This window comes from Saccharopolyspora rosea (assembly GCF_025643595.1).
Lineage (GTDB): Bacteria > Actinomycetota > Actinomycetes > Mycobacteriales > Pseudonocardiaceae > Saccharopolyspora > Saccharopolyspora rosea.
On sequence record NZ_CP102826.1, the window covers coordinates 3,206,574 to 3,219,326 of the forward strand.

A 12,753-nucleotide genomic window follows, 5' to 3' on the forward strand; every position below is an offset into this window, starting at 1 on the left:
GGCTGATGTGGGGGCAGAACTGATCGCCCTGGTGATCATCGTCCTGTTGGTGATCGTGGTGGCGGTGAAAGCCGTGCTGGTCGTGCCGCAGGCGCAGGCGGCGGTGGTCGAACGGCTCGGCCGGTTCCGCACCGTGGCCGCCCCGGGCCTGAACTTCCTGATGCCGTTCCTGGACCGGGTCCGGGCGCGCATCGACCTGCGCGAGCAGGTGGTGTCGTTCCCGCCGCAGCCGGTGATCACCCAGGACAACCTGACCGTGTCGATCGACACGGTGGTGTATTTCCAGGTCACCGACGCGCGGTCGGCGGTGTACGAGATCTCCAACTACATCGTCGGCGTGGAGCAGCTGACGACCACGACGCTGCGCAACGTGGTCGGTGGCATGAGCCTGGAGGAGACGCTGACCTCCCGCGACCAGATCAACACCCAGCTGCGCGGGGTGCTGGACCAGGAGACCGGCCGGTGGGGCATCCGGGTCGCGCGGGTGGAGCTGAAGGCCATCGACCCGCCACCGTCCATCCAGGACTCGATGGAGAAGCAGATGCGCGCCGACCGGGAGAAGCGCGCGATGATCCTCAACGCCGAGGGCGAGCGGGAGTCGGCGATCAAGACCGCCGAGGGTCAGAAGCAGGCCGCCATCCTCGCCGCGGAGGGCCAGAAGCAGGCGGCGATCCTGGCCGCCGAGGCGGACCGGCAGGCCGGCATCCTGCGGGCGCAGGGCGACCGGGCCAGCCGGTACCTGCAGGCCCAGGGGCAGGCCAAGGCGATCGAGAAGGTCTTCGCCGCGGTCAAGCGGGGCAAGCCCACGCCGGAGCTGCTGGCCTACCAGTACCTGCAGACGCTGCCGCAGATGGCGCAGGGCGATGCCAACAAGGTGTGGGTGGTGCCCAGCGACTTCAGCAAGGCGCTGGAGGGCTTCGCCCGCAGCCTCGGCGCACCCGGCGAGGACGGTGTGTTCCGCTACGAGCCCCCGGCCGAGGAACCGCCGGAGACCGCGCCGGAAGCGGAGGAGGAGTCGGTCAAGTCCTGGTTCGACACCACCACCAGCCCGGAGGTCGCCGAGGCGGTGCGGGCCGCCGAAGCGGTCGCCCGCAAGGAGGTGCCGAGCCCGACGTCGATCGGCGGGACCGGCGCGCTGCGCCCGGGGGCGCTCGGCGAGCCGGGCGCGCTGGCCCAACCGCCCGCGTCGGCACCGCCGGCCCGGCGCGAGGACGAGCAGCGCGACCAGGACTGACGCGAAGTCGAAGCGGCCCGGAGGACCACGTCCCCCGGGCCGCTGTGCACTGCGTCAGGCGCGGGCGAGCTGGCCGCGCAGCGCCTTCTTGTCCGGCTTGCCCGCATCGGTCAGCGGCAGGTCGTCGACGACCAGCACCGTCGGCCGGTACATCGAGCCCTTGCGCCGCTCGACGAGGTCCTCCAGTTCCTCGGCGTCGACCGGCTGCGCGGTGACGACGGCGGCGTGCACCTTCTCGGCACCGTCGGGATCGGACACGCCGAACACGGCGGCGTGGCGGACGGCGGGGTGCTCCATGAGCACGTCCTCCACCTCGGAGGTGTAGACGTGCCCGCCGACGACCACGATCATGTCCTTGACCCGGTCGACCACGTGCAGGTAGCCCTCGGCGTCGAGGTAGCCGACGTCGCCGGTGCGCACCCAGCCGTCCTGGATGGTCTGGGCGGTCAGCTCGGGCTGCTTCCAGTAGCCGTCCATGTGCATGCCGGTGCGCACCCACAGCTCCCCGCGGCTGCCTTCCGGCAGCCGGTGGCCGTTCTCGTCGCACACGGCGACTTCGGTGGTGGGCACGGGACGTCCCACCGTCTCCAGCAGCCAGGGGCGCCCGGGGTCGTGCTCCTCGGGGCGCAGCAGGCTGATCATCCCGGCCTCGGTCTGCCCGTACATCTGCACGAGCACCGGCCCGAGGCGCTCGGCGGCCTGGGCCAGCCGCTTGGGCGAGGACTTGCAGCCGCCGTAGACGATGCAGCGCAGGCTGCCGAGATCCCGGTCGTCGATCGACGGGTGGTCCAGCAGCTTGTACAGCAGCGGCGGCAGCAGGAACATCAGCTCGATGCGTTCGCGCTCGATGGTCTCCAGCACCGCACCGGGCTCGAACTCGTCGTGCAGGACGACGACGCCCCCGTTCTGGAGCACGCTGTCGGCCATGAAACCGGCCGCGTGCGCGATCGTGGTGCACACCAGCAGCCGGGTTTCCGAGGTGATCAGCTGCGGCCCTTCCGGTCGCTGCTGCGCGCGGGCGAGACCGGTGGCGAAAGTGTAGCAGATGCCCTTGGGGTGCCCGGTGGTGCCGCCGGTGTGCCGGATCTGCTGGACGTCGTCCGGGCGGGCCCGCCCCTCGACCGGCTCGGCGGGCTGGTCGGCGGCCTCGGCGAGCAGGTCGGTGCCGATGCCGGGGCCGAGGCCGAGCACCTCACCGGGCGAGCAGTGTTCGAGGACCTGGCGGGCGTTGTCGGCGAACCCGGGGTCGACGATGAGGGCTCGGCACTCGACGTCGGCGACGATCGCCGCCTTCGACTCCACCGAGATGCCGTTGTACAGCTGCGCGACGCCGCAGCCCAGCAGGTTGGCGGCGAGCCGGACCATGATCATCTCGGGCGCGTTGCCGCCCAGCAGCGTGACCACGTCTCCGGGCTGCAGTCCGTGCGCGTCCAGGGTGCGGGCGAGGCGGTGGACCTGGTCGACGATCTCGCCGTAGGTGACGTGGCGGTCGCCGTGGACCAGGGCCGTGCTGTCGCGTCGTTGGGCGCACGAGTCGAGCAGCACTTCGGCGGAGGAACGCGGTGCGGTAGCGGACATGTTCCCTTCCGGGTCGGAATGGTTGTTGGTTGTACCAACCAAACTATATCACCCGGAAGGGACGGAAATGATCAAACGGAGGAGTGGTGTTCGGCTCAGCTGCCCGCGTAGGTGCCGAAGGACCACGTGTTGCCCTCCGGGTCGCGCACGGCGAACTCCCGGGACCCGTAGTCGGTGTCGGCGACCTCGCGGACCACCGCCGCGCCCGCCGCGACGGCGCGCCGGTAGAGCCCGTCCGGGTCGTCGGTGACCACGTAGAGCCCGGCCGAGCCGCGGGGTTTGGCGAACGGGTTGTTCTCGTCCACGGTGCCGATCATGATCCCGCCACCGTGCGGCCAGCGGAGCTCGGCGTGCACGATCTCGTCGTCGTCACCGTGGACGACGGCCGCTTCGGTGAAGCCGAAAGCCTCGGTCAGGAACCGGATTCCGGCGTTCTTGTCGGCGTAGGGGACCAGCGGCCAGATCCCGGTCTTCGTCGTGGTGTCCGTCATGGCCTCAGGATGTCGTCTCCGGTTCCTGCGCGCCTTGGACGAATGGAAGGTCCGTGCTGATCCACTCGGACGGGGTGGCGCCGCAGAACTCGCGCCAGTCGCGGTTGAGGTGGGCCTGGTCGGCGTAGCCGCACTCGGCCGCGATGTCGGCCAGCCTCCGCCGGGGCGCGACCGCCACCAGGCGGCGGGCCCGTTCGAAGCGCATCACGCGGGCGGCGAGCTTGGGCGAGAGGCCGAACTCCCGGCGGAACCGGGTCCGCAGGTGCTGCCTGCTCCACCCGGTCTCCTCGGCCAGCTCCCGCACCGGCACGGCTCCGTCGGTGGCGGCCAGGCGCCGCCACGCCAGGGCCAGTTCGGCCGAGGGCAGTTCCGCCGGCCGGACCAGGCGTTCGAGCACGCCGGTGAGCTGGGCGAACCGATCGGCCCAGCTGGTGGCCGAACCCAGCCGGTCCAGCAGTTCCCCCGCCGCGGGGCCGAGCACGTCGTCGAGGTCGGCCACGGTCTCGGCGAGTTCACCCGCGGGAACGCCGAACAGCGCGCGGGCTCCCAGCGGGGTCAGTTCGAGCTGCAGGCCGTGCTGCAGCTCGCCGTGCTCGACGAGCACCGGCCTCGATCGCAGCCCCCCGGTCACCGCCGTCCGCGAACGACGCGGGAGCAGGAGGTCGACGGTGCCGTCCAGCGCGATGACCACGGTCATGGAGCGCGACGGCACCCCGTGGTGCACCCCGGCCGGGCCGCGGACGTGGTAGCCAGTCCACCGCGGGACCAGCGGTCGCAGGTGGGGCGGCGGGGTCCCCACCACGAGCTGCGAATCCGGCATGCCGTCGAAGGTAGGACGAGCGCATGACGTTTTGTTCGTTAAATGATTTCAGTGTTGGCCGAAATCAATCCTCCGGAACCCACCGAAAGACCAGCAACGACGGCAGAGAGCCTGGTCAGTCCTCGTCGGTGGGATCGAGGTAGGGGCCACCGGAGACGCCGAAGGCGCGCACGGTGCCGAGGAGGTGTTCGCGCAGCAGGGTCTTGGCGCGGTCGGCGTCGCCGTCGCGGATCGCCTCGGCCAGGCGCGCGTGCTGGTGGGTGATCCGGCCCCGGGCGGTGTGCGTGCGGGCGGTCGCGGTGATGCGCATCTGCTTGTCGCGCAGCGCGTTGTAGAGGTCGGTGACCACGGGGTTCCCGGCCGCGGCGACGAGGTGGGCGTGGAAACCCCGGTCGGCCTCGTGCAGTTCGGCGTCGCCGAGGTCGTCGCCGGCGCAGGCGGGGTGGTCGGCCAGTTCCTTGCCGGTGGTGGCCATGGCCTGCGGTCCCTGGGCGGTGAGCTTGTCGATGGCGAAGCTCTCCAGCGCCAGCCGGGCCTCGACGACCGCGCGCGCCTCGGTGGGGGTGACGGGGACGACGAGGGCGCCGCGCTTGGGGTACAGGCGCAGGAACCCCTCGGTCTGCAGGCGGAGGAAGGCTTCGCGGACGGGGGTGCGCGACATCTGCAGCGCGGCGGCGACCTCGCCTTCGGACAGCAGGTGCCCGTCGGGGTAGGTGCCGTCCAGCAGGCCCGTCTTGACGTGCGCGTAGGCCCGGTCGGTGGCGGGGGTCGTGGGTGGTGTTGCGCTCGACACGGGCACATCGTACTGGGGTGCCGCTTGTATCTATGATGGATACAAGAAGGTCCATGGGAGGGGAGTCACGTGTCGACAGCCGTGTCCGCAGAACCGGCACAGCAAGATCCGGGCCGGCAGCGCCGATCGGCGGTGCTGGCCTGGGTGGTGTGGGGAGTGGGTGCCCTGTGCTACTTCGCCGCGCTGTTCCACCGGGCGAGCCTCGGGGTGGCGGCGCCGGAGGCGCTGCAGCGGTTCCACACCGGCCCGGCGATCCTGGCGCTGTTCTCCGCGTTGCAGCTGGGCGTCTACCTCGCGCTCCAGGTGCCGTCGGGGCTGCTGGCCGACCGGCTCGGCCCGCGCAAGGTGATCACCGGCGGCGTGCTGGCGCTGGCCGCGGGGTCCGCGGTGTTCGGGTTCAGCGCATCGGTGGTCGGCGGCATCGTCGGCCGCATGCTCATCGGCTTCGGCGACGCGTTCATGTTCACCAACGTGCTGCGCCTGGCCGCGCACTGGTTCCCGCCGCACCGCTTCGGCAAGGTCGCCGCGATCACCGGGCTGGCGGGCGGACTCGGGCAGGTCGTGTCGACGCTCCCGCTGGGCATGGCGCTGGACGGGCTCGGCTGGCTGCCGACCTTCCTGGGCGCCGCCGCGGTGACCGCGGCGCTGGCGGTGGCCGCCGCGGCGGTCATCCGCGACCAGCCCGCGCACACCTCGGCGCACACCCGCGACGAGCCGGCCCCGGTGGAGCGGGTCCGGCACACGCTGCGGGAGGTCGTCGCCCAGCGCGGTACCAAGCACTCGTTCTGGACGCACTTCGTGCTCATGGCGCAGTTCCTCGCGGTGACCACGCTGTGGGGCTCGCCGTGGCTGACCCAGTCGCAGGGCCGCAGCGACGTCGGCACGCTGCTGCTGTTGAGCGTGGTGGGCTTCATCGTCGGCTCGTGGTTCGCCGGGCAGTACATCGCCGGTCGGCACGTCCGCCGCGAGTGGTACACGTTCGGCCTGTCCTGCGTGGTCGCGCTGGTGTGGGCGGTCATGGTCGGGTGGCCGGGCGTGCTGCCGACCCCGGTGCTCGTCGCGGCGCTGGTGCTGATCGGTTTCGGCGGTGGCGCGGCGATGCTGGCCTTCGACGGCGCCCGCGCGGCGAACTCGGCGCACCGGTCCGGCACGGCCACCGGTGTGGTGAACATGGGCGGGTTCACGGCCGCCGTGCTGATCCAGCTGCTGGTCGGCCTGGTGTTGCAGGCGGTGTCGTGGCTGCCCGCGGGCCAGGCGTACCGGTGGGCGTTCGCGCCGGTGTTGGCGCTGCTGGTGATCGGAACCGTGGCGCAGCTGCGGCTGCGCGACCGGTGATCACCCTTCCCGGCGAGCCACCTTCACAGCGCTGCCGCGGCAGATAGGGTCGGTGGGCGTGACCGGCACCGGCGATGGAGGGGCTGTGACCACGGCGTTGGAACTGCACAACTTCGTCGGCGGCGAGCCCGCGGGCACGGTGTCCGGCGAGGTGCTGCCGCTGGTGGATCCCAGCACGGGCGAGGAGTACGGCACGGCGCCGCTGACGCGGTGGACCGATGTGGACGCGGTGATGGAGGTGGCCGCGGCGGCGTTCGAGTCGTGGTCGCAGTCCACGCCGCGGCAGCGGCAGCAGGCGCTGTTGGAGATCGCCGATGCCGTGGAGGATCGGGCGGAGGAGCTGATCCGCGCCGAGTGCCGCGCCACCGGCAAGCCGTGGTGGGTGGTGCGCGACGACGAGCTGCCGATGGCGGTGGACCTGTTGCGGTTCTACGCGGGCGCGGCGCGGGTGCAGCAGGACGGCGCGGCGGGGGAGTACCACCCCGGGTGCACGTCCTTCGCGCGCCGCGAGCCGATCGGGGTGTGCGCGCAGGTGACGTCGTGGACGCATCCGCTGTTGCTGGCGGTGGCGAAGTTCGCCCCGGCGTTGGCGGCGGGCAACACGGTGGTGCTCAAGCCGGCGGAGACGACGCCGGCCAGCGGTGTGCTGTTGGCCGGGATCGCCGGGGAGTTCCTACCCGCCGGGGTGTTCAACCTGATCTGCGGGGACCGGGACAGCGGGCGCGCGATGGTGGCGCACGAGGTGCCGGGGATGTTCTCGATCACCGGCACGGTGCGGTCGGGCATGGAGGTGGCCGGGTCGTCGGCGGCCGATCTCAAGCGGGTGCACTTGCAGTTGGGCGGCAAGGCTCCGGCGGTGGTGTTCGACGACGCGGACGTGGAGACCGCGGCGCGGCGGATCGCCTCGGCGGCGTTCGGCAACGCGGGCCAGAGTTGCACGGCGGCCAGCCGGGTGCTGGCCGGTCCGGGGATCTACGACGATCTGGTGGCGGCGTTGGCGGAGCGGGCGGCGGCGATGCGCCCGGGGCCGCCGCAGGATCCGGACGCGGCGTTCGGGCCGTTGAACAGCCTGGGCCAGTTGGAGTTGGTGCAGGCCCATCTGGACCGGCTGCCGGAGCACGCGCGGGTCGTCGCCGGGGGGCGTCGCAAGGGCGAGCGCGGGTTCTTCCACGAGGCGACGCTGGTCGCCGGGGTGTGCCAGGACGACGAGCTGGTGCAGAACGAGTTGTTGGGTCCGGTGGCCACGGTGCAGCGCTTCGCCGACGAGCAGGAGGCGGTGCGGTTGGCCAACGGGGTGCGCTACGGGTTGGTGGCCAGCATCTGGACGGCGGATCACGCGCGGGCGATGCGGGTGTCGCGTCGGTTGCAGGCGGGGACGGTGTGGATCAACACCCACCACCCGTTCGCGGCGGAGATGCCGCACAGCGGTTTCAAGCATTCGGCGTCGGCGCGGGATTTCGGCCGGTACGGGTTGGAGGAGTACAGCCGGATCAAGCACGTGATGTCGGACTGGGAGTAGTTCAGGTCCGCATGGCGATGGCCAGCAGTGCGGCGGCGGGGCCGGTGAGGTGCAGGCCGGCGCGCCAGACGGCGTGCAGCGGGCGGCGCAGGTCGAGTCCGTCGACGGGCACGTCGATGAGGCGGCCTTCGGCCAGGTCGGTGGCCACGGCCAGGACGCTGAGCACGGCGGGTCCTGCTCCGGCGACCACGGAGTTGCGCACGGCCGTGGTGGAGTGCAGTTCGAGCAGCGGGGTGACGGGGGCGGCGCCGACGTCGGCGAGGGCGCGGTAGAGGGTTTCGCGGGTTCCGGAGCCGTCTTCGCGCACGATGAGCGGGGTGGCGGCGAGTTCGGCGGGGCTCAGCGGGCGGGTGCGGCGGGCCCAGGGGTGGTCGGGTGGGGCGACGACGACCATGCGGTCGCGGGTGACGTGGCGGACGGAGACGCCGTCGGGGGGTACGGGTGTTTCGATGAAGCCGAGGTCGGCGTGGCCGTGGCGGACGGCTTCGGCGACGGCCAGGGAGTTGGCGACGTCGAGTTCGAGCTGGGTGTCGGGCATGGTGCCGCGGAGTCGGCTGATCCAGCGGGGGGCGAGGTATTCGGCGACGGTCATGCTGGCGGCGACGCGGAGTCTGGCCTGGTGTTGGGCGCGCAGGGCGCGGACGCCGGTCATCAGGCCGTCGAGGTGGACCAGGACTTGGCGGGCCCAGTCGCGGACCATGACGCCGGAGGGGGTCAGGGTGCAGCCTTGGCGGGTGCGTTGGACCAGGTCGAGGGCGAGTTGGCGTTCGAGTCGGCTGAGTCGTTTGCTGGCCGAGGGTTGGCTGATGTGCAGTTCGGCTGCGGCGGCGCCGATGCTGCCGAGGTCGCCGACGAGGACGAGGAGTCGGAGTGCCTCGGTGTCGGGGGTGGTCATTCCTCCAGGGTAGGTCGGCGGTGGGGGTTGGTTGCCCGCGATGTGGGGTTTTTCGGGTGGTTCGTCCTGGTTTGACGTGGTCTGGCATTCCGTTCGGTTATGACGACCTATGCGGTTCGCGGCTACTGCGTGGCGGGTGGGGCGACGAGCCTGGGCGGCGTGACTCAGACGCTGAAATCCGAACATCGGGTCGCGACGTTGTGGCCCGGGCTGCTGGTGACGGTCGCGGCGATCGCCGTGTCGATGGCGTTTTCCGGGCTGGTGCCCGCGGTGAATTCGCTGACCGTGGCCGTGGTGCTGGGCATCGTGGTGGGCAATGTGCCGCGGTTCCCGGAGTCGACGCGGCCGGGCATGGCGTGGGCGATGAAGAAGTTGTTGCGCTCGGGCGTGGTCCTGCTGGGCCTGCAGCTGGCGGTCGGTCAGGTGCTGGGTCTGGGGATGGGCACCGTGGTGGCGGTGCTGCTGGTGGTGGCGGTGACGTTCCTGGGGACGTTGCTGCTCGGCCGGATGCTGGGGGTCTCGCGCGGCCTGGGCATGATGGTGGCGACGGGGTTCTCGATCTGCGGTGCGTCGGCGATCGCGGCGATGGAGAGCGTGGTCGATCGCGACGACGAGGACGTGGCCACCGGGGTGGCGATGGTGACGGTGTTCGGCAGCATCGCGATGTTGGTGCTGCCGGGCGTGTGCGCTGGTCTGGGGTTGTCGGCGGACGAGACCGGGCGGATCGCGGGCGGCAGCGTGCACGAGGTCGCGCAGGTGGTGGCCGCGGCGTCGCCGGCGGGTGCGGCGGCGGTGGCGGTCGCGGTCGTGGTCAAGCTCAGCCGCGTGGTGCTGTTGGCGCCGATGGTGACGATCGTGAGCTTGGTGGAGCGGCGTCGCAGGGCTGCTGCGGCGGCGGCGACTGGTGCGCGTCCGCCGATCATTCCGCTGTTCGTGGTGGGTTTCCTGGTCGCGGTGGCGGTGCGCAGTTCGGGGGTGTTGCCGGAGGCGGTGCTCGGCGGGGCGAAGCAGTTGACGACGGTGCTGCTGACCGGTGCGCTGTTCGCGCTGGGCACCTCGGTGCGGGTGAAGTCGTTGCTGCGCAACGGTCCGAAGGCGTTCGTGCTGGGCGCGGGGTCGACGCTGCTGGCCGCGGTGGTGACGTTCGCGTCGATGTTGACGTTGACCTGATGCGACGTGGGGGCCTCCCGGTGCCGGGTGGCCCCCACGTGGTGCGCCAGGAGCAGCGGGCGTAGCCGATGATCGTCTGGCTCATGGCCGACGAGCGTCCGGTTAGCCTCGGACAAGTGAGGTTGTCACCGGACTTAGGTATGTGAGACACCGCAAGTCCAGGCCGCGTCCCACCGGACTCCGCCTCAGCGGGTGTCCATGTCCAGGCGGAACCGGCCGTAGGGACCAGAACAGCGGGCTAAGCGCGCGTCGTGCACCAGAGCGGATTGCAGCAGGTGCAGAGCGAGCATGGAAACCTCGGCGTGCTCCCGGTCCGGATCGGTCAAGTCGTCGTCTTTGCCGTAGAACAGCACGGTGTTGCCGGAGTTCCAGTTCTCCACGAGCTGCAATCCGCCATGGATCTCCCGGCGCAGGTCTGGGGAAGCGCGCAGGCGAAGATCGTGCGCACGGCGCGGCCAGGGCCGTCAGTGCCGGGTTCGTTCGTAGGCGCGGGCGGCGCGCAGGATGCGCGCGTCGCTGTGTCGGGGGCCGACGATCTGCAGTCCGACGGGCAGGCCGTCGGAGGTGTGCCCGCAGGGGATGCTGGCGGCGGGCTGCTGGGTCATGTTGAACGGGTAGGTGAACGGGGTCCAGCTGGTCCAGCGTTCGCCGGGCCATCCGGTGGGGACTTCGCGGCCGGCCTCGAACGGGGGGATGGGCACGGTGGGGGTCAGCAGCAGGTCGTAGGTCTGGTGGAAGGCGCCCATGCGTTGGCCCAGGAGCATGCGGGTGTTGGTGGCTTCCAGGTAGTCCTGGGCGGTGTAGGTCAGGCCGAGTCGGCAGATCTCGTGCAGGCCGGGGTCGAGTTGGTCGCGTTGTCCGGCGGTGAGGTGTTCGACGGACTTGGCGGCTCCGGAGAACCACAGGACGTGGAAGTCCTCGACGGGGTCGGTGAAGCCGGGGTCGGCTTCTTCGACGATGGCGCCGAGTTCGGTGAAGGTGTGCGCGGCGGCGGTGACCAGGCGGGCGATTTCCGGGTCGACGGTGGCGAAGCCGAGGTCGGTGCTGACGGCGATGCGCAGGCCGCGCACCCCGGCGTCGAGTGTGTCCGCTGTGGATTCGGTGGGTGGGGGCAGTGCGGACCAGTCGCGGCTGTCGGGTTCGCTGAGCACGTCGAGCAGCAGTGCGGTGTCGGCGACCGTGGCGGTCATCGGGCCGGCGTGGGCGAGCGTGCCGTAGGGGCTGGCGGGGTAGTGCGGGATGCGCCCGTAGGTGGGTTTGAGGGTGGCGATGCCGCAGAAGGAGGCGGGGATGCGCACCGAGCCGCCGCCGTCGGTGCCGATGGCCAGCGGGGCCATGCCGAGTGCGACGGCGGCGGCCGCGCCGCCGGAGGAGCCACCTGCGGTGCGGGTGGGGTCGACCGGGTTGCGGGTGATGCCGGTCAGCGGGCTGTCGGTGACGCCCTTCCACGCGAGTTCGGGTGTGGTGGTCTTGCCGACGAACACGGCGTTGTGCTCGCGCATCCGGGCCACGGCGGGCGCGTCGACGGTCCAGTGCTGGTCGGGGTCGACGGTGCGGGAGCCGCGCAGTGTCGGCCAGTCCTTGGTGAGGAAGATGTCCTTGATGGAGGTGGGGACGCCGTCGAGCTTGCCCGCGGGTTCGCCGCGGGCCCAGCGGGCTTCGCTGGCGCGGGCTTGGTTCAGCGCGCGGTCGGCGTCGACCAGGCAGTAGGCGTTGACCGCGGGGTCGGCTTCCTCGATGCGGCGCAGGGTGGCCTCGGTGGCCTCGACGGGGGAGAGCTCGCCGTGCGCGTAGGCGGCGAGCAGTTCGGTGGCGGTCAGGTCGGCTGCGGTGCGTTGTGCCGGGCGGGTGTCGGGCATCGGGTGCCTCCGTTCAGCTCACGTAGCCGCGTTGTTTGTTCACCACGTTGCGCAGGGGTGCGCCGTCGGTGTACTGGCGCAGGTTGTCCAGGAACAGGTCGACCAGTGCGTCGATCCAGCCGACGAAGTCGCCGGACATGTGCGGGGAGACGAGCACGTCGGGCATCTCCCACAGGGGTGAGGACGTCGGTAGCGGTTCGGTTTGGAACACGTCCAGGGCGGCACCGGCGAGGTTGTCGGCCCGCAGTGCGGCGACGAGGTCCTCTTCGACGACGAGTTCGCCGCGGCCGATGTTGATCAGTCGGGCGCCGGGTTTGCAGCGGGCGAGCGCGGTGGCGTCGATCAGGCCCTTGGTCTGGTCGGTCAGCGGGGCGGCGAGCACGACGTAGTCGGCGGTGCCGATGACCTCGGGCAGGTCGGTGGAGGCGTGCACGTCGCCGAAGTCGGGGTCGCCGGTGCGGGCGACGCGGCCGGTGGCGGTGACGTGCATGCCGACGGCGGTGAGCTGTGCGGCGATGGCGCGCCCGATGGGTCCGGTGCCCACGACGAGCGCGGTGGCGCCGTCGATGCGTTCGGTTTCGCGGTGGCGCCACTGCTTGCGGTCCTGCAGGCGCAGGGTGGTGTGCAGTCCCTTGGCGAAGGTGAGCACGGTGCCCAGGACGTATTCGGCGATGGCGCGGTCGAAGATGCCTCGGGAGTTGGTGAGCACGACCTCGGAGGCCAGCAGGTCGGGGAACAGCAGTCGGTCGACCCCGGCGCTGGCGGCGTGCACCCAGCGCAGCGCGTCGGCGGTGGGGAAGGCGTCGGCGACGGCGTCGGAGCGGAAGTCCCAGACGAACAGCACGTCGGCGCCGGGCAGCGCTCGGGCCAGCTCGGACTCGTCGGCGAAGCGGGTGCGGGCCGCGGTCTCGATGCGCGACAGGGCCGGTGGTGGGGTGCCGCCGTGCAGCACCACGACGGTCGGCGTGCGGTGGATCATGGGGACGACCTTAGGGAATGGGCCGGGGAATTGCCTGGTCCACAGCGGACACGTGCGCTGCCGCGGGAAGGGCATTGACA

General features: G+C 71.5%; 12 protein-coding genes. 4 read left to right on the forward strand and 8 right to left on the reverse strand.

Going from position 1 to position 12,753, the window contains the following annotated elements:
• The first annotated feature begins 7 nt into the window (after nucleotides 1-7).
• Nucleotides 8-1,234, forward strand: a complete 1,227-nt coding sequence (locus NV263_RS14860; RefSeq protein ID WP_263253869.1) for an SPFH domain-containing protein — start codon at nucleotides 8-10, stop codon at nucleotides 1,232-1,234.
• Nucleotides 1,235-1,288: 54 nt separating this feature from the next.
• On the opposite strand, the gene NV263_RS14865 is transcribed toward NV263_RS14860, so the two are convergent.
• The 4 genes from NV263_RS14865 to NV263_RS14880 form a co-directional block, all read right to left on the reverse strand.
• Nucleotides 1,289-2,812 carry an AMP-binding protein gene (locus NV263_RS14865; RefSeq protein ID WP_263253872.1) on the reverse strand — a complete coding sequence of 508 codons (1,524 nt, stop codon included), beginning with the start codon at nucleotides 2,810-2,812 and terminating at the stop codon, nucleotides 1,289-1,291.
• Nucleotides 2,813-2,907: 95 nt separating this feature from the next.
• The gene (locus NV263_RS14870; RefSeq protein WP_263253873.1) at nucleotides 2,908-3,303 is read right to left on the reverse strand and encodes a VOC family protein; all 396 of its coding nucleotides are present in this window, start codon (nucleotides 3,301-3,303) and stop codon (nucleotides 2,908-2,910) included.
• A gap of 4 nt (nucleotides 3,304-3,307) precedes the next feature.
• A complete protein-coding gene (locus NV263_RS14875; RefSeq protein WP_263253875.1) occupies nucleotides 3,308-4,123 on the reverse strand; it encodes an AraC family transcriptional regulator in 816 nt (271 codons plus the stop codon).
• 115 nt (nucleotides 4,124-4,238) lie between these two features.
• Complete coding sequence (locus NV263_RS14880) at nucleotides 4,239-4,916, reverse strand: GntR family transcriptional regulator (RefSeq protein ID WP_263253877.1); 678 nt, start codon at nucleotides 4,914-4,916, stop codon at nucleotides 4,239-4,241.
• A 69-nt stretch (nucleotides 4,917-4,985) separates the two neighbouring features.
• Here NV263_RS14880 and NV263_RS14885 point away from each other — a divergent pair, with 69 nt between their 5' ends.
• Together NV263_RS14885 and NV263_RS14890 are read left to right on the forward strand one after the other, a co-directional pair.
• Complete coding sequence (locus NV263_RS14885; protein WP_263253879.1) at nucleotides 4,986-6,251, forward strand: MFS transporter; 1,266 nt, start codon at nucleotides 4,986-4,988, stop codon at nucleotides 6,249-6,251.
• 85 nt (nucleotides 6,252-6,336) lie between these two features.
• A complete protein-coding gene (locus NV263_RS14890; protein ID WP_263253881.1) occupies nucleotides 6,337-7,770 on the forward strand; it encodes a gamma-aminobutyraldehyde dehydrogenase in 1,434 nt (477 codons plus the stop codon).
• Nucleotide 7,771: 1 nt separating this feature from the next.
• On the opposite strand, the gene NV263_RS14895 is transcribed toward NV263_RS14890, so the two are convergent.
• A complete protein-coding gene (locus NV263_RS14895) occupies nucleotides 7,772-8,665 on the reverse strand; it encodes a LysR family transcriptional regulator (RefSeq protein WP_263253882.1) in 894 nt (297 codons plus the stop codon).
• A 243-nt stretch (nucleotides 8,666-8,908) separates the two neighbouring features.
• Here NV263_RS14895 and NV263_RS14900 point away from each other — a divergent pair, with 243 nt between their 5' ends.
• Nucleotides 8,909-9,835 (forward strand): YeiH family protein, encoded by a 927-nt coding sequence (locus NV263_RS14900; RefSeq protein ID WP_380758009.1) that lies wholly within the window; start codon nucleotides 8,909-8,911, stop codon nucleotides 9,833-9,835.
• Nucleotides 9,836-10,020: 185 nt separating this feature from the next.
• Here the strand turns inward: NV263_RS14900 and NV263_RS14905 are convergent, their stop codons facing one another.
• The 3 genes from NV263_RS14905 to NV263_RS14915 all read right to left on the reverse strand — a co-directional run bounded on the left by NV263_RS14905 (nucleotide 10,021) and on the right by NV263_RS14915 (nucleotide 12,673).
• On the reverse strand, nucleotides 10,021-10,215 hold the full coding sequence (locus tag NV263_RS14905) for a hypothetical protein (RefSeq protein WP_263254204.1): 195 nt from the start codon (nucleotides 10,213-10,215) through the stop codon (nucleotides 10,021-10,023).
• A gap of 84 nt (nucleotides 10,216-10,299) precedes the next feature.
• Nucleotides 10,300-11,694: an amidase gene (locus NV263_RS14910; protein WP_263253884.1), complete on the reverse strand. Its 1,395-nt coding sequence runs from the start codon at nucleotides 11,692-11,694 to the stop codon at nucleotides 10,300-10,302.
• A 13-nt stretch (nucleotides 11,695-11,707) separates the two neighbouring features.
• Nucleotides 11,708-12,673, reverse strand: coding sequence for a D-2-hydroxyacid dehydrogenase (locus NV263_RS14915; protein WP_263253886.1), 966 nt, complete (start codon nucleotides 12,671-12,673; stop codon nucleotides 11,708-11,710).
• Between the last annotated feature and the right edge of the window lie 80 nt (nucleotides 12,674-12,753).